Annotated in this window: 23 protein-coding genes, 4 pseudogenes and 1 riboswitch; of the genes and pseudogenes, 16 read left to right on the plus strand and 11 right to left on the minus strand. The window is 41.5% G+C overall.

All coding sequences use genetic code 11. The annotated features are described in order from the left end of the window. The first annotated feature begins 305 nt into the window (after positions 1 to 305). The 4 genes and pseudogenes from JCM15074_RS03745 to JCM15074_RS03765 all read left to right on the plus strand — a co-directional run bounded on the left by JCM15074_RS03745 (position 306) and on the right by JCM15074_RS03765 (position 4586). Positions 306 to 1055: an electron transfer flavoprotein subunit beta/FixA family protein gene (locus JCM15074_RS03745; protein WP_025819987.1), complete on the plus strand. Its 750-nt coding sequence runs from the start codon at positions 306 to 308 to the stop codon at positions 1053 to 1055. Next, the gene (locus JCM15074_RS03750) at positions 1056 to 1979 is read left to right on the plus strand and encodes an electron transfer flavoprotein subunit alpha/FixB family protein (RefSeq protein WP_025819988.1); all 924 of its coding nucleotides are present in this window, start codon (positions 1056 to 1058) and stop codon (positions 1977 to 1979) included. Between the two features lie 90 nt (positions 1980 to 2069). Continuing rightward, a riboswitch (Lysine riboswitch) is annotated at positions 2070 to 2247 on the plus strand. Positions 2248 to 2337: 90 nt separating this feature from the next. Then, positions 2338 to 3899, plus strand: a pseudogene (locus JCM15074_RS20755) (Na+/H+ antiporter NhaC family protein). Between the two features lie 108 nt (positions 3900 to 4007). Beyond that, entirely contained in the window at positions 4008 to 4586 is a 579-nt protein-coding gene (locus tag JCM15074_RS03765) for a thymidine kinase (RefSeq protein WP_025819989.1), read from the plus strand. 72 nt (positions 4587 to 4658) lie between these two features. Here the strand turns inward: JCM15074_RS03765 and JCM15074_RS03770 are convergent, their stop codons facing one another. From JCM15074_RS03770 to JCM15074_RS03805, 8 genes are all read right to left on the minus strand, one after another. Continuing rightward, a complete protein-coding gene (locus JCM15074_RS03770; protein WP_025819991.1) occupies positions 4659 to 5315 on the minus strand; it encodes a 3-oxoacid CoA-transferase subunit B in 657 nt (218 codons plus the stop codon). Between the two features lie 13 nt (positions 5316 to 5328). Continuing rightward, complete coding sequence (locus JCM15074_RS03775; protein ID WP_025819992.1) at positions 5329 to 6027, minus strand: CoA transferase subunit A; 699 nt, start codon at positions 6025 to 6027, stop codon at positions 5329 to 5331. A gap of 32 nt (positions 6028 to 6059) precedes the next feature. Then, positions 6060 to 6947: a hydroxymethylglutaryl-CoA lyase gene (locus JCM15074_RS03780; RefSeq protein ID WP_025819993.1), complete on the minus strand. Its 888-nt coding sequence runs from the start codon at positions 6945 to 6947 to the stop codon at positions 6060 to 6062. A 1-nt stretch (position 6948) separates the two neighbouring features. Further along, on the minus strand, positions 6949 to 8952 hold the full coding sequence (locus tag JCM15074_RS03785) for an acetyl/propionyl/methylcrotonyl-CoA carboxylase subunit alpha (RefSeq protein WP_037469010.1): 2004 nt from the start codon (positions 8950 to 8952) through the stop codon (positions 6949 to 6951). Continuing rightward, complete coding sequence (locus JCM15074_RS03790; protein ID WP_025819995.1) at positions 8945 to 9748, minus strand: enoyl-CoA hydratase-related protein; 804 nt, start codon at positions 9746 to 9748, stop codon at positions 8945 to 8947. The genes JCM15074_RS03785 and JCM15074_RS03790 overlap by 8 nt, the downstream gene beginning before the upstream one ends. A 12-nt stretch (positions 9749 to 9760) precedes the next feature. Further along, positions 9761 to 11368, minus strand: coding sequence for a carboxyl transferase domain-containing protein (locus JCM15074_RS03795; protein WP_025819996.1), 1608 nt, complete (start codon positions 11366 to 11368; stop codon positions 9761 to 9763). 110 nt (positions 11369 to 11478) lie between these two features. Beyond that, positions 11479 to 12648, minus strand: coding sequence for an isovaleryl-CoA dehydrogenase (locus tag JCM15074_RS03800; protein WP_025819997.1), 1170 nt, complete (start codon positions 12646 to 12648; stop codon positions 11479 to 11481). A gap of 24 nt (positions 12649 to 12672) precedes the next feature. Further along, entirely contained in the window at positions 12673 to 13074 is a 402-nt protein-coding gene (locus tag JCM15074_RS03805; protein ID WP_025819998.1) for a MerR family transcriptional regulator, read from the minus strand. A 303-nt stretch (positions 13075 to 13377) separates the two neighbouring features. On the opposite strand from JCM15074_RS03805, the gene gnd reads away from it, so the two are divergent. Beyond that, positions 13378 to 14889: an NADP-dependent phosphogluconate dehydrogenase gene (gene gnd, locus JCM15074_RS03810; protein WP_025819999.1), complete on the plus strand. Its 1512-nt coding sequence runs from the start codon at positions 13378 to 13380 to the stop codon at positions 14887 to 14889. A gap of 63 nt (positions 14890 to 14952) precedes the next feature. Here gnd and JCM15074_RS03815 read toward each other — a convergent pair whose 3' ends face one another. Then, complete coding sequence (locus JCM15074_RS03815; RefSeq protein ID WP_025820000.1) at positions 14953 to 15834, minus strand: 1,4-dihydroxy-2-naphthoate polyprenyltransferase; 882 nt, start codon at positions 15832 to 15834, stop codon at positions 14953 to 14955. A gap of 350 nt (positions 15835 to 16184) precedes the next feature. Between JCM15074_RS03815 and JCM15074_RS03820 the strand changes: the two genes are divergently transcribed. The 4 genes from JCM15074_RS03820 to JCM15074_RS03835 all read left to right on the plus strand — a co-directional run bounded on the left by JCM15074_RS03820 (position 16185) and on the right by JCM15074_RS03835 (position 19082). Then, positions 16185 to 17066, plus strand: a complete 882-nt coding sequence (locus tag JCM15074_RS03820) for an SDR family NAD(P)-dependent oxidoreductase (RefSeq protein ID WP_025820001.1) — start codon at positions 16185 to 16187, stop codon at positions 17064 to 17066. Between the two features lie 117 nt (positions 17067 to 17183). Continuing rightward, positions 17184 to 18056, plus strand: a complete 873-nt coding sequence (tesB, locus tag JCM15074_RS03825) for an acyl-CoA thioesterase II (RefSeq protein WP_025820002.1) — start codon at positions 17184 to 17186, stop codon at positions 18054 to 18056. Then, positions 18056 to 18466 carry a YbaY family lipoprotein gene (locus tag JCM15074_RS03830; RefSeq protein WP_025820003.1) on the plus strand — a complete coding sequence of 137 codons (411 nt, stop codon included), beginning with the start codon at positions 18056 to 18058 and terminating at the stop codon, positions 18464 to 18466. The genes tesB and JCM15074_RS03830 overlap by 1 nt, the downstream gene beginning before the upstream one ends. Before the next feature lie 241 nt (positions 18467 to 18707). Next, the gene (locus tag JCM15074_RS03835) at positions 18708 to 19082 is read left to right on the plus strand and encodes a hypothetical protein (protein ID WP_025820004.1); all 375 of its coding nucleotides are present in this window, start codon (positions 18708 to 18710) and stop codon (positions 19080 to 19082) included. A 93-nt stretch (positions 19083 to 19175) separates the two neighbouring features. On the opposite strand, the gene JCM15074_RS03840 is transcribed toward JCM15074_RS03835, so the two are convergent. Beyond that, positions 19176 to 20576, minus strand: a complete 1401-nt coding sequence (locus JCM15074_RS03840) for a permease (protein WP_025820005.1) — start codon at positions 20574 to 20576, stop codon at positions 19176 to 19178. 289 nt (positions 20577 to 20865) lie between these two features. Between JCM15074_RS03840 and ompW the strand changes: the two are divergent. From ompW to JCM15074_RS03860, 4 genes and pseudogenes are all read left to right on the plus strand, one after another. Beyond that, a pseudogene (gene ompW, locus JCM15074_RS20760) lies at positions 20866 to 21485 on the plus strand (outer membrane protein OmpW). Positions 21486 to 21579: 94 nt separating this feature from the next. Further along, complete coding sequence (locus tag JCM15074_RS03850; RefSeq protein WP_025820006.1) at positions 21580 to 21870, plus strand: hypothetical protein; 291 nt, start codon at positions 21580 to 21582, stop codon at positions 21868 to 21870. A 154-nt stretch (positions 21871 to 22024) separates the two neighbouring features. Next, a complete protein-coding gene (locus tag JCM15074_RS03855; protein WP_025820007.1) occupies positions 22025 to 22387 on the plus strand; it encodes a cupin domain-containing protein in 363 nt (120 codons plus the stop codon). Between the two features lie 134 nt (positions 22388 to 22521). Further along, positions 22522 to 22863: a GFA family protein gene (locus JCM15074_RS03860; RefSeq protein ID WP_025820008.1), complete on the plus strand. Its 342-nt coding sequence runs from the start codon at positions 22522 to 22524 to the stop codon at positions 22861 to 22863. 88 nt (positions 22864 to 22951) lie between these two features. Here the strand turns inward: JCM15074_RS03860 and JCM15074_RS03865 are convergent, their stop codons facing one another. After that, positions 22952 to 23692: an SDR family NAD(P)-dependent oxidoreductase gene (locus tag JCM15074_RS03865; RefSeq protein WP_025820009.1), complete on the minus strand. Its 741-nt coding sequence runs from the start codon at positions 23690 to 23692 to the stop codon at positions 22952 to 22954. 127 nt (positions 23693 to 23819) lie between these two features. On the opposite strand from JCM15074_RS03865, the gene JCM15074_RS03870 reads away from it, so the two are divergent. From JCM15074_RS03870 to JCM15074_RS20770, 3 genes and pseudogenes are all read left to right on the plus strand, one after another. After that, positions 23820 to 24224 carry a YbaY family lipoprotein gene (locus JCM15074_RS03870; RefSeq protein ID WP_025820010.1) on the plus strand — a complete coding sequence of 135 codons (405 nt, stop codon included), beginning with the start codon at positions 23820 to 23822 and terminating at the stop codon, positions 24222 to 24224. A 77-nt stretch (positions 24225 to 24301) separates the two neighbouring features. After that, a pseudogene (gene metA / locus JCM15074_RS20765) lies at positions 24302 to 25245 on the plus strand (homoserine O-succinyltransferase MetA). A gap of 194 nt (positions 25246 to 25439) precedes the next feature. Beyond that, a pseudogene (locus JCM15074_RS20770) lies at positions 25440 to 26614 on the plus strand (thiolase family protein). Positions 26615 to 26632 lie beyond the last annotated feature (18 nt).

Below are 26632 nucleotides of genomic sequence, written 5' to 3' on the forward strand. Positions count from 1 at the left end.
TTTCTGAAGAATGGCTATTTTCTTCACCGCTTATAGTGTCCACTAATGTTTCCTGTTAGATGTTGATCAAATGTTATTTTAGCGCTTGAGTCTAGTTGACGTTAACGTTAACACGGCTTAAAGTGCCTAAAACACTATTAACAGTATATTAGGCATGGCACCACACCGCACTTTTGTAACAAGAAGATGAACGGCATGGTTTATATGGTTTAGCTATTCGATGCAGTCGTTATGCTTATGTATAAGTGCTTAATAGACAGAGTAATATTAGCGCAGCTTGATTCAACATAGATTAAGGAAACACTATGAAAGTATTAGTGCCGGTAAAACGAGTGGTTGATTCTAACGTGAAGGTCAGAGTGAAGTCTGATAACAGCGCAGTTGAAACAGCCAATATAAAAATGGCATTAAATCCATTTTGTGAAATCGCAGTCGAAGAAGCCGTCCGCTTAAAAGAGGCTGGTACGGTTGATGAAATAGTTGTTGTGAGTATTGGTGCTAAACAAGCTCAAGAACAAATCCGCACCGCTATGGCATTAGGAGCTGACCGAGGTATTTTGATTGAGACTGATGCCGAGTTAGTACCTTTATCTATTGCTAAAATTTTACAAAAAATTCAACAAACTGAACAAGCCGATCTCATTATTCTCGGTAAACAATCTATCGATGGTGACAATAATCAAACAGGTCAAATGTTGGCCGCATTGTTGGATGTCGCACAAGCAACATTCGCTTCTGAAGTTAAAGTTGAAGCAAATAAAGTCATTGTTTGTCGTGAAATTGATGGTGGCCTACAAACAGTATCGTTAAACCTTCCTGCTGTGATTACTGCTGATCTTCGTTTAAACGAGCCGCGTTATGCATCATTACCTAATATTATGAAAGCTAAACGTAAGCCTCTAGATATTAAATCTATAGATGAGCTTGGCATTGAATTAAAACAGCATCAGCAAATTATTAGTGTTAATGCGCCAAAAGTTCGCGAAGCTGGTGAAATGGTTGCAGACGTAACGACATTAGTTGATAAATTAAAAAATGAAGCGAAGGTGATCTAAATGAGTATTTTAATTTTAGCTGAACACGATAACCAACAGTTAAGTGCTGAGACTGCTAAAGTTGTCTTTGCCGCGCAGCAGCTTGGTGGTGAAATTGAAGTGCTTGTTGTTGGTCATCAATGCCAAAGTGTTGCTGATGACGCTGCAAAATTGTCTTCTGTTGCCAAAGTACTGCTGGTGGATGATGCTGCATTTGAGCATCAACAAGCTGATAATGTGAGTAAGTTAGTCAATACCTTAGCGGCGAAGTATGATTATATTTTGGCGGCTGCAACCAGTACAGGTAAAGATACTTTACCTCGTGTAGCGGCATTGTTAGATGTTAACCAAATTTCGGATATCACTGCGGTCGTCAGTGAAGATACTTTTGTGCGGCCTATCTATGCAGGTAACGCGTTAGCAACGGTAAAAAGTCTTGATGCTAAGAAAGTGATTACCGTACGTTCAAGTGCTTTTGATGCGGTTGCACAAGATGGTGCCGCTCAGGTTGAGAAATTAGATCAGAATCTAGTTTCATTAGTTGAGTTTATTTCGCAAACCTTAACTGAGTCAGTACGTCCTGAATTGACGACGGCCCGTATTGTGGTCTCTGGTGGCCGTGGCGTAGGTAGTGCTGAGAATTTTGCAATTTTAGAACAACTTGCTGACAAATTAGGTGCTGCATTAGGTGCTTCACGTGCAGCGGTTGACGCCGGTTTTGTGCCTAATGATTTTCAGGTCGGTCAGACAGGTAAGATTGTTGCTCCTGATTTGTATATCGCAGTGGGGATTTCTGGTGCAATTCAACATCTTGCGGGGATGAAAGATGCAAAAGTAATCGTTGCGATTAATAAAGATCCAGAAGCGCCAATTTTCCAAATTGCCGATTATGGATTAGAAGCTGACCTATTTGATGTTATCCCTAAGTTACTTAAGTTGATTTAATCTGTGAACTAGTTCACGATAATCAGGCGTTGGGGTAGAATCTAGTAAGCGGCTTATGTTCTTATGTCCTTCACGCCTGATTACAGGCGTCCTTTAAGTAGAGGCGCACCAAATATTAGTCACGATAAGTAGGGTGATACCGTTGATATATCGTAAAAGGATTTGGTGCCGAAGTGGTCATACTTATCAAAGTTGATTGCTGGGGTTGTATTCAATAGATACAACACTGCCATAGTATAAATTAATACTATGGAGCGCTACATATAGGACAGGTGCCTTTAGGTATGCGTCTGCATATCTCCCTTCACCAGTTCCAGTTGCCTCCATTCGTATTCCAAACGAAGAAGAAAATAATAATATGACCGTTGCAAGCTATGCTGACTCAGCATTATCCCTATTACCACCATTGGTAGCTATTGTATTAGCAATTATAACTCGCCGTGTATTAGTTTCATTAGGCTTAGGTATTATTGTTGGTGCGTTACTCTTAAATCAATTTGCGCTAGTTGATTCTGCTAAATATATTCTAAATAAAGCCACCTCATTATTTTGGAGTGATGGTGCTATTAGTAGTTGGAATATGTATATCTTAGGTTTCCTTATCTTTTTGGGAATGATTACTGCATTAATTAGTGTGAGCGGTTCTGCTCGCGCATTTGCTGACTGGGCCAGACAGCACATTCGTAATAAACGCGATGCAAGATTACTGACTGTATTTTTAGGTTGTGTAGTTTTTATTGATGATTATTTTAATAGTTTAGTCGTGGGAAGTATTTCAAGACCATTGACTGACAGATATCAAGTATCACGCGCAAAGCTTGCGTACTTATTGGATTCAACTGCGGCACCTATTTGTGTTATTTCACCTGTATCGAGTTGGGGTGCTTATATTATCGCGTTAATTGGCGGTATTTTGGCAACTCACGGCATGGCTGATGCTGGTCATTTCAATGTATTTATTGAAATGATCCCAATGAATTTTTACGCTATTTTTGCCTTGTTGTTATTAATTGCAGTCGCGATTTGGGATTTAGATATTGGGCCAATGCGTGCTCATGAATTAAATGCGCAAAAGGGCGAATTATATGATGAAGCTAAAGGTACACCACCGGTACAGATCCTGATTTACCTGAAGCAGATACCGGTAAAATTATAGGTTTATTTTTACCTATCGCAGTCTTAGTGTTTGCCACCGTATATTTTATGATTAGTTCAGGTGCACAAGCATTAGCTGATAGCGACAAAGCATTTAGTATTATTGGTGCATTTGAAAAAACTGATGTTGCTTATTCATTATTTTTTGGTTCAATGATTGGTTTTGCTACAACTTTAGTCATGGTATTTGTGCAAGGTACGCCGAAGTCATTTATTAATAAAGGGGTATATAAAGGGGCATTATCTATGTTGCCTGCTATTTATATCTTATTATTTGCTTGGACTATTGCCGGCGTTATTGGCCAATTAGAAACAGGTAAATATATGGCGAGTATGGCCAGTGGTAATATTCCGTTTGCACTATTACCTGCCATGATATTCGTGTTAGCGGGTATTACCGCATTTTCTACCGGCACCAGTTGGGGGACATTTGGTATTATGTTGCCAATTGCCGCAGATATGGCGATGGGTAGTCACTCAGCGATGATGTTACCTATGTTAGCAGCGGTACTTTCTGGCGCAGTATTTGGTGATCATTGTTCTCCGATTTCTGATACCACAATTTTGTCGTCAACAGGTGCTAGTTGTCACCATATGGACCACGTAGTGACTCAGTTACCTTATGCGTTGATTGTCGCTGTGATTAGTGTGATTGGTTATACGGTAATGGGCTTTACTGAATCAGTTGTCGCAGGGTTCGCAACTTGTAGTATTTTACTTGTGCTGAGTATTATTGCTCTAAAAATTAAAACGCGTACTCAATAAATCTACATAAGATTGAAAATGCTGCCAAAGGGCAGCATTTTTTTTGAGTGTCATTACGGCTCAGTGGTACAATTGCCACAATAACTCAGTACAACTAGGAACACGACATTGGCGCAACTTTATTTCTATTACTCTGCGATGAATGCAGGTAAATCGACATCACTATTACAGTCATCTTATAACTATCGCGAACGTGGTATGAATACACTCGTGATGACAGCATCAATTGATGATCGTTACGGGGTTGGTAAAGTTGCTTCACGGATCGGCATTGAGTCTGATGCGCAGGTATTTAATAGTAGTGATGATTTAGTCGCTATGATTAGCAAAGTACACACACAAAAGCCATTACATTGTATCTTAATTGATGAATGTCAGTTTTTAACTAAAGAACAAGTAAAGCAATTAACATATGTGGTTGATATTCTAGATATTCCAGCATTATGTTATGGACTCAGAACCGATTTCCAAGGGGAATTGTTCAGTGGTAGCCAATATTTATTGGCGTGGGCTGATAAGTTGGTCGAGTTAAAAACCATTTGTCACTGCGGCCGCAAAGCCAGTATGGTTGTGCGTCTAGATGGCGAAGGCCGTGCAATGCGTGAAGGTGAGCAAGTGGCGATTGGTGGTAATGAAAGCTATGAGTCAGTTTGCCGTAAACACTATCGCGAACTCATTTGGGATTAATCTTAATTTAATCCAATAAAAACGGCGCTTGATGCGCCGTTTTTTTATATGCTTTTATATAGTGGCTAAGACTTAAAACTGCATTTCAGGAACATGCTCGGGCACGATTAATTTACCTGCAGTTTTACTCTTAATCTCTTCAACTGATACGCCCGGTGCTCGCTCTAGTAAATGAAATGCACCATCTTTAATGGCAACGAGTGCTAAATCGGTTAATACCATTTTAATGCAGCCAAAACCTGTCAGTGGCAACTCGCATTGTGGTAATAGTTTTGAGTTACCTTTCTTATCAGCATGCATCATAGTGACGATAATATTGTCAGCCCCTGCCACTAAATCCATGGCTCCACCCATCCCTTTAATGAGTTTACCGGGGATCATCCAAGAGGCGATAGAACCTGCAACATCGACTTCAAATGCGCCTAATACGGTTAAGTCCACATGACCACCGCGGATCATGGCAAAACTTTCGGCAGATGAAAAAAAAGAAGCGCCAGCAATGGCGGTAACCGTTTGTTTGCCTGCATTAATGAGGTCGGCATCAATAGTTTCTTCAGTAGGAAACTCGCCCATTCCCAGTAAGCCATTCTCAGATTGCAGCATTACCTGCATACCATCAGGGATATAATTAGCCACTAAAGTGGGAATGCCAATACCTAAATTAACATAATAACCATCACGCAGCTCTTGGGCGACACGTTGTGCAATCTGTTCTCTTGATAATGCCATAATGTTTGCCTCCTTAAGCTTTGACTGTGCGTTGTTCGATACGTTTTTCAAAGGTGCCTTGAATAATCCGGTCAACATAAATACCTGAGGTATGGATATGGTCAGGATCGAGTTCACCGGGCGCTACAATATGCTCAGCTTCTACCACGGTAATTTTGCCTGCAGTAGCCATCATAGGATTAAAGTTAGCGGCCGTTTTACGAAATACAAGGTTGCCCATGGTGTCGGCTTTCCATGCCCGCACTAATGCGAAATCAGCGTGCAATGCTGGCTCAAGTACGTAATGACGACCATCTATTTCTCGAGTTTCTTTACCCTCTGCAACGGGAGTGCCATAACCTGTTGCGGTAAAAAATGCCGGAATACCCGCACCGCCAGCTCTAATTTTTTCAGCCAGCGTGCCTTGCGGCGTTAAAATAACATTGAGTTCACCGCTTAACATTTGCTGTTCAAAGGTGGCGTTCTCACCTACATAAGATGAGATCATGGTGCTGATTTGATGTTGTTTAAGCAGTAAACCTAAACCAAAATCATCGACCCCCGCATTGTTAGAGATTGCGGTAAGTCCTTTAATTTTCATTTTGACCATTTGTGCAATTAAGCCTTCAGGGATACCACATAAACCAAAGCCGCCGACCATAATGGTCATATTGTCTGTTAAACCCGCTAAGGCTTCGTCATAACTTGCTACACGTTTATCTAATCCAGCCATATTATTATCCTTTTAGTGATGTTCGCTAAGGGTTATAAAATTGCCTGGGCAACTTTAGCTTGGTTATGTCGGCCAAGAGCTTGGCTAATAGTTTCACCCGCACTGGCGAGTAGATTAAGGTCAATGCCTGTGTGAATGCCAAGGCCATGCAGCATATAGACTAAGTCTTCGGTAGCGAGATTGCCTGAAGCGCCTTTAGCGTAAGGACAACCGCCAAGACCGGCAACGGCACTATCAATGGTAGTTATGCCAGTGTCTAAACAAGCAAAGATATTGGCGAGTGCTTGGCCATAAGTATCGTGAAAGTGGAGGGCGAGGGCTTCCACCGGGATATTGGCGGCAACGGCTTCTACCATACGCCGAGCTTTAATTGGTGTACCAACACCTATGGTGTCACCAAGGGAGACTTCATAGACACCGAGTTGATAAAATTTAGCTGCAACTCGTGCCACTTGCTTAATATCAATATCACCTTCATAAGGACAGCCAAGGGTACAAGAGACATAGCCTCTCACCGCAAGATTATTGGCTTTTGCTTGCTCAATAACAGGAATAAAACGCTCAATCGATTCATCAATACTGCAATTAATATTACGCTGACTAAATGACTCACTGGCTGAACCAAAAATCGCGACTTCATTTGAACCTGCGGCTATGGCTCGCTCAAGTCCTTGTATATTGGGCGTGAGTGCACTGTAACAAACGCTTTGCTGCCGAGTAATATGAGCAAATACTTCGGCCGAGTCAGCCATTTGTGGTACCCATTTAGGTGATACAAAACTGCCAGCTTCAATGCGGTTAACCCCAGCATTGACGAGTGATTCAATTAAATCAACTTTCGCTTGAGTACTGACTAACTGCTCATTTTGGAGGCCATCACGTGCACCTACTTCAACAATACTGACCCTTTTAGGTAGCATATTAATCTGCCCCCTTTTCGATAAACTCAAGCAGCAGTGCGCCATCGCTGACTTGTTCGCCAATTTGATAAAAGAAGCTATCAACTTGACCATCGGCGGGGGCATTAATGGTGTACTCCATTTTCATCGCTTCCATTACCATCAAGCCTTGGCCAGCGGTAACGAGGGCTTTAGGCTCAACCAAATGACTGACAATAGTGCCACTCATTGGCGCAGTGAGTCCGCCTTGTTGCTGCTCGTCAGTTTGTAGTGGGCTATTTTGTTTCAGTGTAAATGATTGCGGCAAACCATTAATAAACAGTGTTAGCTGCTGCGCTTGTTGGGCGACTGTGAGTTTGGATTTATGACCGTTAATTTGTGCATGCAGCAGGTTGCCCACAAGCTGGCCTTGCATAACAATTTTTTGATCATTAAGCGTTAATGTAAATTGTTGTTGCTGCTGGTATATGGTTAATGGGTGTTCCTTACCCTCATCATCAACCAAAGTCATCTGCTGAATGGCTGCACGATTAAGCCTAAATCCAGTTGTTTGTGCCCATGGTGAAGTCGGGTCTTGGCTGTTTTCAGCCTGCAATTGTGCTTGCTGAGCTTGAATACAGAGTTGATATAAGCAGGCCAAGATCAGCGCTTTATCAGTATCTGAGCTCATCTCACCAATCAGTTGTTGCTGATGGCGCTCAATGAAGTCGGTAGCTAATTCGGCATTAATAAAAGCAGGGTGCTCTGCAATATTGCTGAGAAACTCAATATTATGATTTAAGCCTGCAATCTTATATTCGGTTAATGCGGTTTGCATCCGCTGCAATGCCCGTAAGCGGTTTTCATCCCATGTGATCAATTTAGCAATCATAGGGTCATAGAAATTACTGATTTCATCATGTTGACGTACACCTGAGTCAATGCGGACATATTGACTGGCCACAGGTTCTTTTAAAAAGGTGATGTGTCCACAAGCAGGTAAGAAATCATTGTTAGGATCTTCGGCATAAATGCGGCTTTCAAAAGCATGACCATGAATTTGAACTTGTGCTTGGGTGAGTGGCAGTTTGCCTCCGCTCGCCACAATTAATTGCCATTTAACTAAATCTTGGCCAGTGACCAACTCGGTGACAGGATGTTCAACCTGTAAGCGCGTATTCATCTCCATAAAGTAGAAGCGTTGTTGATTATCTAATAAGAACTCAACGGTACCTGCACCGCGATAATCAATCGCTTTAGCTGCCGCCACAGCCGCTTCGCCCATTGCGGCTCGCAGTTGTGGTGACAATCCCGGAGCGGGCGCTTCTTCAATGACTTTTTGGTGACGACGTTGTACTGAGCAATCACGATCAGACAAGTAAATACAGTGACCATATTGATCTGCAAACACTTGCACTTCTACATGGCGTGGCTGGGTAATATAACGCTCCAGTAGTAATTTATCGTTGCCAAATGAGGCTTTAGCCTCACGTCTGGCTGAGTCGATAGCGGCTTGGAGCTGCTGTGGCTGCTCAACAATACGCATGCCTTTACCGCCACCGCCATAGGCCGCTTTAATTAATAGTGGGTATTCAATATGAGTGGCGGCTTCAAGTAGCACAGCATCAGATTGCTCGTCACCGTGATAACCCGGCACTAATGGCACATTGGCGTTAGCCATAATATTTTTGGCTTGGCTTTTACTGCCCATTGCCGCAATTGCCGCACTTGTTGGACCGATAAAAACAATATTTTGCTGTTCACAACTTGCAGCAAACTCAGCATTTTCAGATAAAAAACCGTAGCCGGGATGGATTGCTTGGGCTTCGGTTTTTTTGGCGATAGCGATAATTTGCTCGCCTTTTAGATAAGACTCAGCGGGCGCACTGGCGCCGATGTAATAGGACTCATCGGCTAAGGTCACATGTTTGGCTTGGTTGTCTGCATCTGAATAGAGAGCGACGGTTTTAATGCCCATCTCTTTAGCGGTCTCAATAATACGACAAGCGATTTCACCACGATTAGCAATTAGTATTTTTTTAAACATGATTATTTCCTTGGGCAATCCATGTCGCAGGACGTTTTTCAAAAAATGCACTCAGACCTTCTTGACCCTCGGCTGAGACTCGGATTTTGGCAATCTGCTCACTGGTGTATTGACGCGTATCGCCATTAATCACGCCATCTTCAAGCTGGTGGATTAACTGTTTGCACCAAGCTAATGCTTGTGGGCTGTTTTGTTGTAGTTGTTGGCAGAATGATTGACTTATTTGATCAATATCGGCATCAACCACATGGATGATATTGAGTTGCTGAGCGGTATTGGCATCAAAGCGTTCTGCCGTGAGCATATAGCGTCTTGCTTGGCGGCTGCCTATGGTTCTAATGACATAAGGGCTAATGACGGCAGGAATTAATCCAAGCTTTACTTCTGATAAACAAAAGCTGGCTGTTGGCGTAGCAATACTGATATCGCAGCAGCACACCAAACCTAGTGCACCGCCAAAAGCAGCACCTTGTACCGCTGCAATGGTGGGTTTAGGGAAGTTATCTAAATCATGCATTAACTGGGCAAGTAGTTGCGCATCTTGGACGTTTTGTTGCATATCCATTTGTGCTTGACGTTGCATCCAGTTGAGGTCTGCGCCAGCACTAAAATGTTTGCCATTGGCTTTAAGCAATAACACCTGCACCTGCGGATCATCAGCGGCAATGGCTAACGCGCTAATCATCTCGCTGATCATTTGATCATCAAAAGCATTATGCACCGCAATACGATTGAGTATTAACGCTGCTACGCCAGCATCTATTTGTAATTGCACATGTTCAAATTGAGTTGTCATAAATGCTCCTGATTACATTCTAAAGACGCCAAATTGGCTATCTTCAATTGGTGCATTTAAGGCTGCCGATAGCGCTAAGCCGACAACATCACGGGTTTGAACTGGGTCGATAATGCCATCATCCCACAATCTGGCACTGGCATAATAGGGATGACCTTCCTTCTCATATTGTTCAATAATTGGCGCTTTAAATTCAGCTTCTTGTGCGGCGTTAAGGGTTTCACCTTTACGGGCGAGACCGTCTTTACGCACGGTGGCGAGTACGCCTGCTGCTTGCTCGCCGCCCATTACCGATATTCTGGCATTGGGCCACATCCACATCATGGTTGGGTCAAAGGCGCGGCCACACATGCCATAATTTCCAGCACCATAACTGCCGCCAATAATGACAGTGAACTTAGGCACTTTGGCGCAAGACACTGCCATCACCATTTTGGCGCCATGTTTCGCAATGCCTTCATGTTCATATTTTTGCCCCACCATAAAACCTGTAATATTCTGCAAAAATAGCAATGGGATTTTTCGTTGGCAGCATAGTTCAATAAAGTGCGCCCCTTTTTGGGCCGATTCTGAGAATAAAATGCCGTTATTAGCAATAATGCCGACTGGGTAACCAAAGATTCGGCTAAAGCCGCAAACCAATGTGGTGCCATAATTTGCTTTAAATTCGTCAAAATCTGAATCATCAACAATACGGGCAATGACTTCTTTAACATCAAATGGTTTTTTTAAGTCGGTACCGACAATGCCATACAGTTCATTGATATCGTATTTAGGCGCTTTAACCGTCTCAAGGGTGACGCTCAACTGTTTGTTATGATTAGTACGTTTGACGATATTACGAGCAATATCGAGGGCATGACTGTCATCTTCTGCTAAATGATCCGCCACTCCTGAAATTTTGGTATGCACTTCTGCGCCACCTAAATCTTCTGCGCTAACCTCTTCCCCCGTTGCCGCCTTAACTAAAGGGGGACCTGCCAGAAAGATAGTACCTTGCTGTTTGACAATAATTGATTCGTCGGCCATGGCTGGCACATAAGCGCCGCCTGCGGTGCATAAGCCCATCACTACGGCAATTTGCGGGATCCCTAAGGCTGACATTTGTGCTTGATTAAAGAAGATGCGGCCAAAATGGTCACGGTCAGGGAAAACTTCATCTTGGCGGGGTAAGTTAGCTCCACCTGAGTCGACTAAATAAATACAAGGTAGGTGACAACGTTTAGCAATATCTTGCGCGCGCAAATGCTTTTTGACGGTGAGCGGATAGTAAGTGCCGCCTTTTACGGTAGCATCGTTAGCAATAATCATGCATTCAACACCACTGACTCGGCCAATACCTGCAATAACTCCTGCTGCAGCTACGGTTTCATCATAAACTTGGTATGCGGCAAACTGGCTGATTTCAAGGAAAGGCGAACCACTATCGAGCAATTTATCAATACGCTGGCGCGGGGCTAATTTCCCTTTAGCAAGATGACGACTCATTGCAACTTCACCGCCGCCTAGTTCAATGTTGGCGAGTTTGTGACTAAGGTCGTCAACCAATTCGGCCATTGCTGCCGCTTTATTGATAAAGTCGCTGGCGCGAGGATTAATACGGGTCAAAAGCTGGGTCACAATGATATTCCTTATTCTTGTGGATGACGCTCATACCGAACAGTTTGTTAGTGGCTAACACATTGATGTTAAATCTATTATGTTGTTTATTGTGTTAGCCTTAATAGCAACTATTTTGATTCGTTAAATAGTTCACGACCAATCAGCATACGGCGGATCTCAGAGGTGCCTGCGCCAATTTCATACAACTTAGCATCACGCAGTAATCGACCTGTGGCATACTCATTGACATAGCCGTTACCGCCAAGTAGTTGAATTGCATCCAATGCCATTTTTGTAGCCAATTCAGCACTATATAAGATGACACCTGCGGCATCTTTACGAGTGGTTTCACCACGATCACAGGCTTTGGCTACGGTATAAATATAAGATTTGGCGGCATTCATGCCTGTGTACATATCAGCTAACTTGCCTTGTACTAACTGGAATTGACCAATAGATTTGCCGAATTGTTCACGCTCATGAATATAGGGTAATACAATGTCCATGCAGGCAGTCATAATGCCGAGTGGGCCGCCAGCAAGTACAACGCGTTCATAATCTAAGCCGCTCATTAACACTTTTACGCCATTATTAAGGCCACCTAGAATATTGGCGGCTGGCACCATGCAATTTTCAAACACCAATTCACAGGTATTTGAACCGCGCATGCCTAATTTATCGAGCTTTTGTGCTTGGCTAAAACCTGGGGTGTCTTTTTCCACAATAAAAGCAGTAATACCGTGAGGGCCAAGATCTAAATCTGTTTTCGCATAAATCACAAAAGTATGAGCATCAGGGCCGTTAGTGATCCACATTTTATTGCCGTTCAGAATGTAGTGGTCGCCTTCTTTGCGCGCATGTAGCTTCATAGAAACGACGTCAGAACCTGCATTGGGTTCACTCATGGCAAGGGCACCAATATGTTCACCAGAAATCAATTTAGGCAGATATTGTTGGCGTTGTTGTTCATTACCATTACGGTAAATTTGGTTTACACAAAGGTTGGAATGCGCACCGTAACTTAAGCCGATAGAGGCTGATGCTCGGGAGATCTCCTCCATTGCTACAACATGGGCAAGATAGCCCATATTGACGCCACCATATTGTTCATCAACAGTGACGCCAAGTAAGCCCATTTCACCCAGTTTAGGCCATAGCTGATTAGGAAAAGCATTATCAATATCAACTTGAGCAGCCAGTGGCGCAATCTCTTGTTGTGCGAATTGAGCTACTGCGTCGCGTAGCATGTCGACATCTTCGCCTAAACCAAAATTAAAATTACTGTATAACTGACTCATGGTGAATTCCTATTGCCTGATAAGTTATTTGTCATCACTTTTTAATAGTGCGTCCTTGCATTGTTGTTCAGCTGATTTCAATTCCATTAATACGACCTTGATATCATCCATTTGCTGCTGTAATGCAATTTTCTTTTCTTCTACTAGGTTGAGCATGGTGTGGAGCTGGCTGGTGGAACTTTTATCTGCATCATAAAGTTCAAATAAACGTCGAGTTTCAGCAAGCGAAAACCCTAACCGTTTACCTCTTAGAATTAGTTTTAATCTGACTTTATCTTTAAGACTATAAATACGAGTTTGACCTTTACGAGCGGGTTTTAATAAGCCTTGGTCTTCATAAAAGCGGATACTACGAGTGGTAATATCAAACTCTTTAGATAGCTCACTAATCGAATATGTGGCTTGCGAACTGCTCGTTAGCGTCATGCATTCCCCCTTAATATGGTTGTTACTAACGATATATGAAGTTACGTAAAGGTAAACGAATTGGTTGTTTGTTGTTTGCTTTTTGGTGTCAATTGAAATTGACGTTTTTTAATTCAAATAAATGAATGCATTTACAGAGAATTGCTATGTAACTTATTAAAAATATAGGCTATTTATTTTATAATTAATTTCGTTTGTAGTTAATAGTATGAAGATTACGAACAGGTTAATCGATTATCTTGGCAGGACATTAGCGGATAAATCAGTATAATTAGTAACAATAACTTCACATGAGTAATCTATATGAACCAAGATAAAAGCCTCAGTGATATTGCCGTTATCGGCCTTGGCGTCATGGGCAAAAACCTAGCATTAAATATTGCCGATAATCATTTCAATGTGAGTGTGTTTGATATTGATTCTGACAAGGTGCAGGCCGCTGTCGATGCTGGGCAGACATTTGGGCATCAACGTATTCGTGCTGTTGATTCAATGACAAATTTACTTGCCAGTTTAACAACTCCTAGACGTATTCTCCTTTCTGTACCTGCAGGCAAGATTGTTGATGTTATTTGTCAGCAGTTAATTGATGCAGGAATTGAGCCTGACGATATTGTGATTGATAGTGGTAATAGTTTATGGACAGATACGATTGCGCGAACCAAGCAATACCAGTCACAGTTACAGTTTTTTGCGGTGGCGGTTTCCGGTGGAGAAGAGGGCGCGCGAGTTGGGCCTTCATTAATGCCAAGCGGTAGCATGCAAGCATGGCAACATATCGCCCCTATTTTTACTCGCATTGCAGCTCAAGTTGACCCTATTACATTTAAGCCAATAGTCCGCCAAGCAGGTGAAGTAACAACGGCTGATAGCGAACCATGTTGTAGTTATATTGGCCCAGCGGGATCGGGTCATTATGTCAAAATGGTGCATAACGGCATTGAATATGCGGATATGCAGCTGATCTGCGAAGCTTATGATCTGTTATCAAAGGCCGCTAATTTAACAGCTCTGCAAATTGCTGATATTTTTGATGGCTGGGCGCAAGGTCGATTAAGTAGTTATTTAATGGAGATTTCGGCTGATATTTTACGCCAGCAAGATCCATTAACAGGTAAGCCTTTGGTTGAGATCATTGCCGATCAAGCAGGGCAAAAGGGCACAGGTTTATGGACGGCAGTAAGCAGTTTACAGTTGGGGGTACCAGCTCCTACCATTGCTGAAGCCGTTTATGCTCGAGCGATGAGTGCACAAAAATCATTACGTGTTCAATTAAGTCAACAATATAACCCTGTTGATGTGGTTGCATTATCAGAAATTGAATTGGCACAACTTATTGGTGCATTAGAACAAGCACTATATGCTGCCAAGGTGTGCTGTTATGCACAAGGTTTCGAGTTATTAGCAAAACAAGCAAGTGAACAAGATTGGCAGCTAAATTATGCAGAAATAGCCAAGTTATGGCGTGCGGGTTGTATTATTCGAGCCAGTTTTTTACAAGATATTGTGCAGGCTTATGCAAGCCAAGAGAACCAACATTTATTGCAAGCTGAGTTTTTTGTGAGCAGTTTGAACAATGCCCAAAGTGCATGGCGACAAGTGGTGATTACCGCGGTAACTAATGGTGTGCCTATTCCATCCATTAGTGCGTCGTTGGCATATTTTGATAGTTACCGAAGTGCAGTGCTACCGGCTAATTTGTTACAAGCACAGCGAGATTATTTTGGTGCTCATACCTTTAAACGTATTGATCAACCAGAGCAAAGCTATCATTTTAATTGGAGTGAGCCAGAGCAAGGGCTTGAGCCAAGGTAAATAGTTTAGCAGTAACAAAAAAGGCTTCATTATCGAAGCCTTTTTTATTACATGTGTTACTGCTTATAGAAAGACGGAATATAACCAACCTACACTAAACAATAGACTGAAAATCATGGTCAGTTTAGCTGTTTGACCTAAAATAGGGTTAAGCGCTTGGCCTGATTGCTCGCTAAATAAAACGGCAAGTTTACGAGCAATTAATAATGATAAGCCGGCTAATAATACTGGCGCACCCGGTAACACACCCATTAAAAATCCGCCGATTAATAATACGTAGGGTAAATATACAAATGCTTGGTAAAGCATTTTAGCTTGTGGTTCACCAATACGAACTGCCAAGGTTTTTTTGCCTGCTTTAGTATCGGTAGCAATATCACGTGTATTATTTACTAGCATAATCGCTGCGTTAAAAAAACCAATCGCACTGCCTAATAACCAAGCATCTATGTCCGTGGTAGCAGCTTGTAAATAATAACTACCGACTACGGCAACTAAGCCAAAAAAGACAAATGCAGCGATTTCGCCTAAGCCGTGAGAAGCCATAGGGTAAGGGCCGCCACTATAACCTAATGCACCAAGTACCGTCGCTACTGCAAGAATCGCGATAGGCCAGCCACCGTGACTTATTAAGTAAAAGCCGACTAATACCGCTAATACCAAGGATAAAATCATACCGTTACGTACTTTTTCAGGGGCGATCATACCGCTTTGAGTGACTCGAGTTGGCCCTAAACGTTCCTCGGTATCAATTCCATTTTTAAAGTCAAAATAGTCATTGGCAAGGTTAACGGCTATTTGCAATAACACCGCACATAACATAGATGTTATTGCAATTAACCAGCTAAATTTTTCGTTAGCGATGGCTAACATATTACCCACTAAAAGAGGACCAATTGCCGCAGGCAGAGTGCGTGGTCTAATTGCTAAAATCCAAGGATTCATGGTACCTAATTCATTTTAAGAGGTATGTGAATTAATCAGTATTGAACAGACTAAATCAACACCCAGAGTTGATGTTGTTAAATTTAAAATATTGTTTGACTATAAATAATAAGCCCAATCTTACAGTTATACCACATTTCAGCTGCCCCATAAAGCGAAGTGCGCCACTATACACTATTGCTAAATGTTTGAAGTTATTCACAACTTACTTTTTTTGAAACACTTTTTTGTTACTTGTATCAAAGAATTGCAGCGGATAACCATTGATAATCCACCCACTAATCCAATTGGTGCTATTTAAGTGTCTAAGCCGTGAATAAGTTACGGATAACTAATTAAGGTATATAGGAATGCGGTTTGAACAGAAAGTAGCAATTATCACTGGAGCAGCATCTGGTCTTGGTCGATTGTATGCATTAGCATTGGCTGAAAGAGGGGCGCATCTCGTCTTAATTGATTGTGCTGATTTGAGTCAAACTGAATTACAAATTAGCCGGCTTAACGCGAGCTCAACTTGCTATCAATGTGATATTACCGATTTTGACAAAATGGATCAGATTGTTGCTGACGTAATATCAGAGTTAGATCACATTGATATACTTGTACACTGTGCCAGTGAGAATCATAATGTGGCTTTTGAGCGACTCACCTTAGCTAATTGGAAACGTCAATTTGCCATAGATGTGGATGCTTGCTTTTACTTAACGCAAGCGGTTTGGCCGTATATGAAGCAACAAAAATATGGCCGTATTATTATGAGTGTTGGCGCCAGTGCACTGTATGGTGACGATAATCAAAGCTGTTTTAGTAGCAGTAAGATGGCATTGGTTGGCCTAGTGAATAGCTTAAGCCGTGAAGGAAAACCGCTGAACATTTGTGTTAATAGCATTAGTCCCATGGTAAATACCAATTCGGTTAGACGTCATCTTGCTGATGTAGTGCAACCACTATTTGGTCATAGCGCGGTAATTTCAACCATGCTATTTCTGGCAAGTCAGTACGCACCGCAGGGGCAACATCTATTGACGGCAGCAGGAAGTATTAGTCACGGTCAATTTGCTGAATTTCACCCCTATTATTTTAAAGCTGATACCTGTACCCCTGAAAAGCTTAAAAGTTGCTGGCACAAGCTCTATCATATTTTTCCGATGAATTTTCATGAGAGTGGTGAAAGTCAAATTTTGGCCTGGGCGCAACGAAGTGCACCAGAACATGGCATAAAATTAAAATAGTTGCATGATAAATACGCAATTAATCAGGCGATATATTTGGTTAATATTCTTTACTAGTGTTTCGCTATTATCTTGAGTTAATCTTGGGCCACGATTATTTAATATTAGTGGTAACTGATGAGTCAGGTTTTGAATGATTTAGTGGATTTATTATCCTTAGAACAGATCGAAAAAGGGTTATTTAGAGGTCAAAGTCAAGATTTAGGTTTTGGTCATGTATTTGGTGGTCAGGTGATGGGGCAGGCGTTAAGCGCGGCGAGTCAAACGGTTGCTGAAGATCGCAAAGTTCATTCATTCCATTCTTATTTTTTACGTGCAGGTGATGAAAAACTGCCAATTGTGTATGACGTTGAGATTATGCGAGATGGTGGCAGTTTTAGTGCTCGTCGAGTCAAGGCAATTCAAAAAGGTCAGCCAATTTTTTATATGACCTGTTCATTTCAGCAGCATGAAGATGGTTTTAGTCATCAAAACCAGATGCCTGATGTACCAGGGCCAGAAGGCTTATTGAATCAACAGCAATTAGCATTGACATTAAAAGATAAAGTACCAGCAAGATTGTTAGAAAAGTTTATTGCTGATTACCCAATTGAGATGCGTATTGTTGATCCTATTAATCCAATTGCACCTAAAGCAACGGCACCAAAGCGTTATATCTGGATAAAAGCCAATGGTAAATTGCCAGATCTACAAGCCATTCATACCTATGTGTTAGCTTATGCCGCTGACTTTAATTTTTTAGTAACGGCAACGCAGCCGCACGGCGTATCATTTATGACACCGGGTATGCGTTTTGCTACCATAGATCATTCAATGTGGTTCCATCGTCCATGCGATCTAAATGATTGGATCTTATATAGCGTAGACAGCCCAAATGCGAGTAATGGTCGTGGTTATGTGCGAGGGGAGTTCTATAATCTTCAAGGTGAATTATTGGCATCCGCTACCCAAGAAGGTTTAATTCGTTTCAGTCAAGGAGAAGCTAAGTAATGCGTATGTTTATACGATCATTAATGGTCATTGTCAGCCTGTCATTTTTATCTGCCTGTGTGACGGTACAGCCGCCAAAACCAGTGGTGATTAATGGTGCAGCTGGTTATTTAGAAAGAATTGCATTGCCGCAGGGGAGTCAAATTACCATTGCGGTGATCGATTTAGATACTCCTGGTGCCATCATTGCGCAAAAGACCTTCAATATTGCTAGAGCACCTGTGCCATTTAAGTTTTTATTACCGGCCGATACCATTAGTGACAAGATTCATTATGGCGTAGTGGCAATGATTGAATATCAAGGCCGAGTGATTTTCCAAACTTATGATCGTTATCCTGTGGTTAACAATGGTAAATATACCACTGAAGTGATTATGAAAGCGGTGCCTTATAAGCAGCTACAGCGATAATCCAAAATATGATTGAAGATCAAAAAAGGAGCATCGTGCTCCTTTTTGTTATTTAATTTGAAAAAGCCTGTGTATCTCTACTTGAGTAAGGATGAGGCATAAATTAGCTTTCGCTTTTAATTTTTAAATGAGAATTAAATGCGTGAGTTATGCTAAATGGTTTTTCATTATCTATTAAGATAGTATTTTGTGAAAAAAGGCTCATAATCTCGTGATACAACACTGACAGAAGAAATTACCTATGACTGATTTTCAATATTACTTTCATCAACTTCCTTGTTTAGACTGCAAAAAAACGATGGTAAGTACCGATCTTGGCTGGTTAACTGCAGCGATGAAAGAAGATGTGATCGCGCAAGTGGCTGCGATTATCGAACAAGGTGACGTAGAGGCTGATATTTCGGTGAATGTGACTTGTACTAAAGATGAAGTACGCGATTACTTATTGCTGAATTACTATGGTTACTCTGAAGCAGATCTAGCAAATAAAGTTAAAGCCGAAGATGAACAAGAAGTTGCGGATGAAATGGCAGAGCTATTTGCAGACGGTAGCAATGAAACAATTTATGAACATGAAATTACACTAGTAAAATGTAGCAATTGCAATATTGATTAAGTATTAAATTAAGTCATCATGTTTTACTGAGTTAAGGCGTTAGCAGAGTAAAGTTTGCTAACGCCTTTTGTATTATTAGTACAACAGCATCTACTACATCTTCATATCCATGCCAGTGTTTTGTTTTTTACCGGTGAAGTAAAACCAAATTGAAAGCGGGATAAAGATAAAGTTTAAAATGGTGGTGCTATTTAAGCCAAAACCAGAAGTGTTTAATTGTCTTACTGCAGCTTTAGAAGCGCTCCAATCAATATTGCTAAAGATGAGGTCAACCATGATGCCAGTAAATAAAATGGCGATAAACAGCAGTAATACTATCCATTTAGTGGCTTTGGCGCCGTAGTAGTTTTTATAAACTTTGAGCATTGGAATGGTGAGTACGTCAGCGAGAATAAAACCAATTACGCCACCAAATGAGATACCGCCATGCCAAAGTGCTGCTGCTAAAATCAAATTACCGACAGAGCAAACATAGGCAATCATTGCCACAAAAATACCGATTACTACATCAAGAGCTGAGTGCAACCACATTGGTAGATTTGCATCGTTACTGATAAACAAAGTACGCCAAAAATCTAGTGGCACTAGTGCAATAATAATTGAAGAGACCACCACGCCTATAGCGATCTCTTTACCTATCATGGCGATATCCATTTGGAAGAAACTAGCCGCTTTATTAATGCTAGCTTTAAGGCCTTTTGACTCAGTGGCCATATCCATTTGCATATTAGCGCCGCAGCCCATTTCAGCACCACATTTCATCTCTGTGCTGCTCTTATTGTCTTTTGGCATATCACTGCCACACATCATCTCTGGCATGGCTTTAGCGTCATGCTTCATGTCTGCGCCGCACTTCATCTCTGGCATGGCTTTATCGTCATGCTTCATGTCTGCGCCACACATCATCTCTGGCATGGCTTTATCGTCATGTTTCATGTCTGCGCCGCATTGCATTTCAGGCATAGTTTTAGCCGTCATATCCATGCTACCTGAAGACATATCCATACCGCAGCCCATATCTGGGTTTGTTGCTTTGGTTTGTATGTGTTGCTGCAATGATTCGAGTGCTGATTTGGGATAGAAGTGTTGGAACAGCAGGGCAACGGTAATAATTAAAATTAAGCCACCAACAATTTCGCCCCACATAAAGGTCCAGCCCAGTAAGGCGACTAATACAATGAACATTTCAACAATAAGGTTGGTACTAGCAACCAAGAGTGCCATTGAGTTTGCCAAGGTCGCTTTCTTTTGCAGCAAGGTGTGGGTGAGTGACGCTGCTGCATAGGAACATGAAGACGACATCATCCCCAGCAGGGTTGTGATGGAGACACTTTTGACGTTAGTTTTGCCTAAATAGGATTGCACTGTATTAACAGGAATGAGGTTGCGGATAAATGATGAAAGCATGAGACCAAATGCTAAGGGCCAATAGATTTGCCAAACCATATTGGCAAATGTACTGATTACATTTGTAACCATGTCGAGAACAGTCATAAGTTAAGCCTTAGTAACAAGTAAAGGTAAAAATATGTTTTACAACAGTTAATTATAGGCTTGATACCACGCTAGCCGTTAATTAAGTTTCGTTAATTAATAACTGTAGTTGGTTTTGATTAAATTACCCAATGTGATGTCTATCGCAAAAATAAATTGTTAATTAAGAGTTAATCGCTTGATTGATTTTGATCAATTTAAAAGCAATTTGAGTGTGGCAGGGTAGATCGAAATTTAACCAATATTGTAAATGTTAGCCATAAATAAGGGAAAAGTTATGCGCAAATCAATGATTGCAGGTTTGATTGTTTCAGGTCTATTTTCAACACAAGTATTCGCTCATCAAGCTGGAGATGTGATTGTTCGTGCAGGTATTGCAGTCGTCGCCCCTAATGAGTCGTCAGATCCTGTTGCAACTTTTGGCGAATTTCAAGTTAACTCAAATACTCAGCTAGGTATCAACTTTGCTTATATGGTAACTGATAATATAGGGGTTGAATTATTAGCCGCGACACCTTTTGAGCATGATGTTTCCTTAGCTGGGGTAGGCAAAATAGCTGAAACAAAACAATTACCTCCAACCTTGATGCGCAATATTATTTTGCTGATGGTCATAATAAATTGCGGCCATATATTGGTATTGGGGTTAACTTTACCAATTTCTTTGATAACCATTTTACTAATGATTTAGATGGTGCATTAACTGATCTTAGTCTTTCTAATTCTTGGGGTATCGCAGGGCAAATAGGCGCTGATTATATTGTTAATGATGATTGGCTTGTCAATGCTGCGGTTTGGTATGCTCAAATTGACACTGACGTTAAGTTTAAACTCGCGGGACAAGCGACTACGATTGAAACAGATATTGATCCTTGGGTGTATATGCTGAGTGTGGGTTATAAATTTTAAATATTAATCATAATTTATAAGCTCCTACGGGAGCTTTTTGGTATTAAGCGCTATAGTAAAATTTTGATGATGTCTGTATTGGAGTTTATTGAGTATGTATAAAATTAGACTTGTGGCGTTACTGGGGTTGCTTTTGTCTACCGCGGCCGTAGCTGATGATGATGTTGATCGTACTCAGTTTAATTGTGGTATGAGTGGTTGTGTTATTGAATGTGCGACCGATAACGGTATGCAGCAGATGGGACAGGCTGCGTCAGTCACTATGAAAACCTTACCCAGTGGTGTGACCATTTTTGAATTAACGCAATCATTAGGTGAGCGTTCAACCATTATTGTTGGCCCTAAAGCTTATATGTGTCGCGTTACGGGTCAAAGCTCATCGTAATTAGGAATGTGATGAGAATATTTTTATAAGTACAAGCTCTTTGCTGCGCCGTCACTATTAACCTGCTCGCTAAAGTGAGTTAGGTTACTCTGTATCATAGTCTTATTTGTTACCGTAGGACGTTCTTTACTGTATCAACATTGGGGGTATGAACATGAGCCAAGTCATTAATTTGAAAAATAAGCTCGATTTATTTCAACAACATTGGTCGCCTAAAGTGATTGCTGAAATGAATGACTGTCAATTTAAATTAGCAAAGGTACAAGGTGAGTTTGTTTGGCATCAACACGATGATACCGATGAGGTTTTTTTTGTGGTTTCAGGCCAACTTCATATCGCCTTTAATGATGAGATTATTACGCTTAATGAGGGGGAATTATATGTTGTGCCTAAGGGAGTAAAACATAAACCCTATGCGGAGCAAGAATGCCATATCATGCTTATTGAACCTAAAGGTGTAATAAATACAGGTGAAGCACCAAGTCATTTAACCGCAAATAATGATATTTGGGTTTAACAATCAACATTTCGCTAAATCAAGTCAAAAATAAAGGCTGACCGGCTTTAAAGCGTTCACACCTTTAAATCTAACCGTTGTTGCGCTAGTTTACTATTTAATCGTTGTTTGTTAGATAGGTATAAGGATTATTTATGCTGGCACAATGTCATTGCGGTAATGTCACTATTTCTATGGCAGCTAAAATTGAGCAAGTTACTCATTGCAATTGTTCAATATGCTATCGTCTAGGGGCAATCTGGGCTTACTTTTTACCCGAGCAAGTACAAGTTAATTGTTCTGTCACTTCAACTAAAACCTATCGGCATGGCGACCAATATATCGATTTCCATCATTGCCCTGTGTGTGGTTGTTGTACTCATTATACGATGACTGAGCGTATCGATATGTCGCGAGTTGCAGTTAATTTACGTATGACTGATGCCGATAATATTAATCAAATTGATGTGCGTTATTTTGATGGTGCCAGTATGTAAGATCGCTGAGTAGCGATGTTGTCGTTCTACATTTAGGTGAAAATTCGTATAAAAAAAGGCTCATTGCGAGCCTTTTTAGTCTCTATAATTACTTCTTTTGTTTCTTGTTCCAGTGGCGTGTGTTGTACACAAACTCTGGTAAATATTTAGTGAGCCAAGCAATCATACGCCAGCGTTTAGTGACATAAGCATGACGCTTGCCTTTGGCTAAGGCTTTTAGCACTTGGCCAGCAACCACATTAATGGGTGACAGCCATAATTTGCTGCCTTGCATTGCCGCTTTGTCTAGCAAGCCTAATTGAATGTCGGTAATGGTGATTGGCAGCTTTAAACGCTGCGCGTGCATTGATAAGCCTTGTAGGTAATTGATACCAAATGCTTTTGATGCATGGTAAGCCACACTTGGGCCGCCACGTAAGCCTGCAATTGAGTTAATGGCACCTAATTGACCATAACCTTGTTCTACAAATAATTTAAATGCGGTATTACAGATTGCGGCAAAGCCCATCACATTCACATTAATGATGTCTTCATCCATCTGCCAAGGTAACTCTGGGTTATAGCCATTGAGACCTGTGTTCACTAATACTAAATGAGCGCCGCCAAGTTGTTGCCAGACGGTTTCAATTTGATTGATAATAGCCTGCGGATTTTCAATATCAAGTGCATGTACCGTTGCTTTAGTTGGCAATGATTCTGCAAAAGCATGTAATTGTTCTGGCTGTTGAGCAAAAAGCGCTAATTCAACATTTTGCTGTGCGAGTTGGCGGGCAATTTCTTGGCTAAGTTGCGAGCTGGCGCCCACAATAATGGCAGTTGCTAGAGTCATAATGTCATAAGAAAGCATAAAGGGATGCTAATGATATGAGGTTCTATGCCACAGGACAAGATTTATCATATATCACATATGGAAGTATAGACATCTAGAAGTCTTTCTGTATTATTAGGAGTAGCAAATGAGAAAGTGGGCAAAAGTGTTAGCAGTGCCATTATTGGCTGTAGTGGGTTTATTAAGTGGTTGTGCAACATCAAACTCCATGGTTGAAATTCATGGTGATACTTGGTTCCGTGAGCGTATGGTGCTGCCACCTGAAGCGGTATTAACAGTACAACTACAAGATGTATCTCGCGCAGATGCACCTGCGATTGTGATGGCTGAATTGGCGCGCGATGATGTGAGTACGCCGTCACCATTCTCATTTACTATGGATAAAGATCAGTTTGTTAAGGGTCACAGATATACTATTGCGGCTAAAATTACCTTAAACGATAAGCTTCTGTTTATTAATACTCAGTCTTATCCGGTTGATTTAGCGTCGCAAGCTCCTATCTCTGTGATGTTACAGAAAGTTGGCCGCTAATTTGTACGAGTTTGTACTCATTTTGTAATAGAGTCTTATGACAGCGCCGCTTTTAATTTAAGGAAGAGGCGCTGTTTATGCCAGTTAGGATCCCCGATCATCTCCCGCTGCTGAAATATTGCAGTCTGAAAACATCTTTGTGATGTCTGAAACCCGTGCTGCTAATCAAGATATCAGACCGATGCGGGTACTGTTACTCAATTTAATGCCCAATAAAATTGAAACTGAAACGCAAATATTGCGCTTGTTGGGTAACACGCCATTGCAAGTTGATATTGATCTATTACGTATTCACGACAAAGCTTCAAAACATACTTCGGTTGATCACATGAATGCGTTTTATCGTGATTTTGAACAGGTACGCCACAATAATTATGATGGTCTAATCATCACGGGGGCGCCGTTAGGGCAGATCGACTTTGCTGAGGTAAGTTACTGGCAGCATATTCAACAGATTATTGATTGGTCGCAATCTCATGTCACTTCAACATTGTTTTTATGTTGGGCGGCTCATGCTGGCTTATATCATTTATATGGTTTAGAAAGAACAATCTTACCGGTTAAGCGTTCAGGGGTATTTTTGCATCAACGAGTCAATCAACATTTCCCGTTGTTACGTGGCTTTGACGATGAATTTTATGCACCGCATTCACGTTTTGCCGAGATGGATATTAAGCAAATACACGAGCACCCAGATCTAACGGTATTAGCCAGTTCAGATGAGGCTGGGGCGTATTTAGTGTTGAGTCGTGATAATCGTAATCTATTTGTCACTGGGCATCCTGAATATAATAAAGTCACGCTTAATGATGAATATCAACGTGATGTCGAGCTAGGGCTTGCGCCACAATTGCCGCAAAATTATTATAAAAATGATGATCCGAATGCTGCTGCGATTGCACGTTGGCACAGCCATGGTAGTTTGCTGATAAGCAATTGGCTTAATTACTATGTATACCAGCTTACCCCTTATGATCTTTCAGATCTTTCTGCTACCACTCCATGGGAAAGTAATCCATAAATACTCTTTAATTGATTGATTTAGCGGATGTAGCCACAACTGCTAAATCTTTAATACACCTGTTTGTAAAGCTATTCTGCCAACCTGTTTCCTCATCCTTATTTTGAACATTTTAATAACACTTGCTTTACGTTCTCGTAAACGTCAAAGTGTTATTAAGAGTAAGTACTGAATAAGGATTGAGCAGTATGAGTATGCCAAATGATGTTGTGATAGTCGCCGCAAAACGTACACCTATGGGGGGATTTCAGGGAGTTCTCTCTAGTATGACGTCGCCACAATTGGGGGCTGAGGCGATAAAAGCCGTCATTAATCAAAGTAAAGTTGATGTTGATATGATTGATGAAGTGCTTATGGGCTGTGTCTTAACTGCTGGTGTTAAACAAGCCCCTGCAAGACAAGCGAGCTTATTAGCACAGTTACCGCAACATATCGGTGCCACAACTATTAATAAGGTTTGTGGTTCAGGCATGAAAACCGTCATGCTTGCTCATGATTTAATTAAAGCTGAAAGTGCCAATGTGGTGATTGCGGGGGGATGGAAAGCATGAGCCAAGCCCCATATTTATTACAAAAAGCCCGTAGTGGACTACGCATGGGGCATGACAACATCTTAGATCATATGTTCCTCGATGGTCTTGAAGATGCCTACACTGGTGGTGCCATGGGCACCTTTGCTCAAACCACCGCCGATGTACATCAAATTTCACGCGAACAAATGGATGAGTTTGCACTCACATCGCTAGCCAAAGCCAATGATGCAATTAATTGCGGCGCATTTTTAAATGAAATTACGCCAGTCACCGTCACCCATCGAAAAGGTTCAAACTTGGTTGCAGAAGATGAGCAACCGGGTAATGCACGACCAGAAAAAATTCCGCAATTACGACCTGCATTTGCTAAAGATGGCACCATTACAGCGGCTAATTCTAGCTCCATTTCTGATGGTGCCGCAGCTGTTATGTTGATGAGTCGTACTCAAGCTGAATCTTTAAGCCTGCCTATTTTAGCGACCATTAAGGCGCATACCACCCATGCACAACAGCCGGAACAATTTACCACCGCGCCAGTGGGAGCCATCAATAAGCTGTTTGACAAAGTGGGCTGGAGTAAAGATGAGGTTGATTTATATGAGATTAACGAAGCTTTTGCAATGGTGACCATGCTGGCGATCAGTGAATTAGGACTCGATGCTAGCAAGGTTAATATCAATGGCGGTGCTTGTGCGTTAGGTCATCCCATCGGCTGCTCTGGGACACGGATTTTGGTGACCCTGATTTATGCATTAAGACAAGCGGGTCTGCATAAAGGCGTGGCGAGTTTATGTATTGGTGGTGGTGAAGCAACTGCGATTGCGATTGAAGTTTAATCAGGCCATTAGGTAAGG

This window comes from Shewanella marina JCM 15074 (genome assembly GCF_000614975.1).
Lineage (GTDB): Bacteria > Pseudomonadota > Gammaproteobacteria > Enterobacterales > Shewanellaceae > Shewanella > Shewanella marina.

Coding starts and splice junctions, on each gene's coding strand:
- JCM15074_RS03745 (WP_025819987.1), top strand. CDS start 306: ATGAAAGTATTAGTGCCGGTAAAACGAGTGGTTGATTCTAACGTGAAG.
- JCM15074_RS03750 (WP_025819988.1), top strand. CDS start 1,056: ATGAGTATTTTAATTTTAGCTGAACACGATAACCAACAGTTAAGTGCT.
- JCM15074_RS03770 (WP_025819991.1), bottom strand. CDS start 5,315: ATGGCATTATCAAGAGAACAGATTGCACAACGTGTCGCCCAAGAGCTG.
- JCM15074_RS03775 (WP_025819992.1), bottom strand. CDS start 6,027: ATGGCTGGATTAGATAAACGTGTAGCAAGTTATGACGAAGCCTTAGCG.
- JCM15074_RS03780 (WP_025819993.1), bottom strand. CDS start 6,947: ATGCTACCTAAAAGGGTCAGTATTGTTGAAGTAGGTGCACGTGATGGC.
- JCM15074_RS03785 (WP_037469010.1), bottom strand. CDS start 8,952: ATGTTTAAAAAAATACTAATTGCTAATCGTGGTGAAATCGCTTGTCGT.
- JCM15074_RS03790 (WP_025819995.1), bottom strand. CDS start 9,748: ATGACAACTCAATTTGAACATGTGCAATTACAAATAGATGCTGGCGTA.
- JCM15074_RS03800 (WP_025819997.1), bottom strand. CDS start 12,648: ATGAGTCAGTTATACAGTAATTTTAATTTTGGTTTAGGCGAAGATGTC.
- JCM15074_RS03805 (WP_025819998.1), bottom strand. CDS start 13,074: ATGACGCTAACGAGCAGTTCGCAAGCCACATATTCGATTAGTGAGCTA.
- gnd (WP_025819999.1), top strand. CDS start 13,378: ATGAACCAAGATAAAAGCCTCAGTGATATTGCCGTTATCGGCCTTGGC.
- JCM15074_RS03815 (WP_025820000.1), bottom strand. CDS start 15,834: ATGAATCCTTGGATTTTAGCAATTAGACCACGCACTCTGCCTGCGGCA.
- JCM15074_RS03820 (WP_025820001.1), top strand. CDS start 16,185: ATGCGGTTTGAACAGAAAGTAGCAATTATCACTGGAGCAGCATCTGGT.
- tesB (WP_025820002.1), top strand. CDS start 17,184: ATGAGTCAGGTTTTGAATGATTTAGTGGATTTATTATCCTTAGAACAG.
- JCM15074_RS03830 (WP_025820003.1), top strand. CDS start 18,056: ATGCGTATGTTTATACGATCATTAATGGTCATTGTCAGCCTGTCATTT.
- JCM15074_RS03835 (WP_025820004.1), top strand. CDS start 18,708: ATGACTGATTTTCAATATTACTTTCATCAACTTCCTTGTTTAGACTGC.
- JCM15074_RS03840 (WP_025820005.1), bottom strand. CDS start 20,576: ATGACTGTTCTCGACATGGTTACAAATGTAATCAGTACATTTGCCAAT.
- JCM15074_RS03850 (WP_025820006.1), top strand. CDS start 21,580: ATGTATAAAATTAGACTTGTGGCGTTACTGGGGTTGCTTTTGTCTACC.
- JCM15074_RS03855 (WP_025820007.1), top strand. CDS start 22,025: ATGAGCCAAGTCATTAATTTGAAAAATAAGCTCGATTTATTTCAACAA.
- JCM15074_RS03860 (WP_025820008.1), top strand. CDS start 22,522: ATGCTGGCACAATGTCATTGCGGTAATGTCACTATTTCTATGGCAGCT.
- JCM15074_RS03865 (WP_025820009.1), bottom strand. CDS start 23,692: ATGACTCTAGCAACTGCCATTATTGTGGGCGCCAGCTCGCAACTTAGC.
- JCM15074_RS03870 (WP_025820010.1), top strand. CDS start 23,820: ATGAGAAAGTGGGCAAAAGTGTTAGCAGTGCCATTATTGGCTGTAGTG.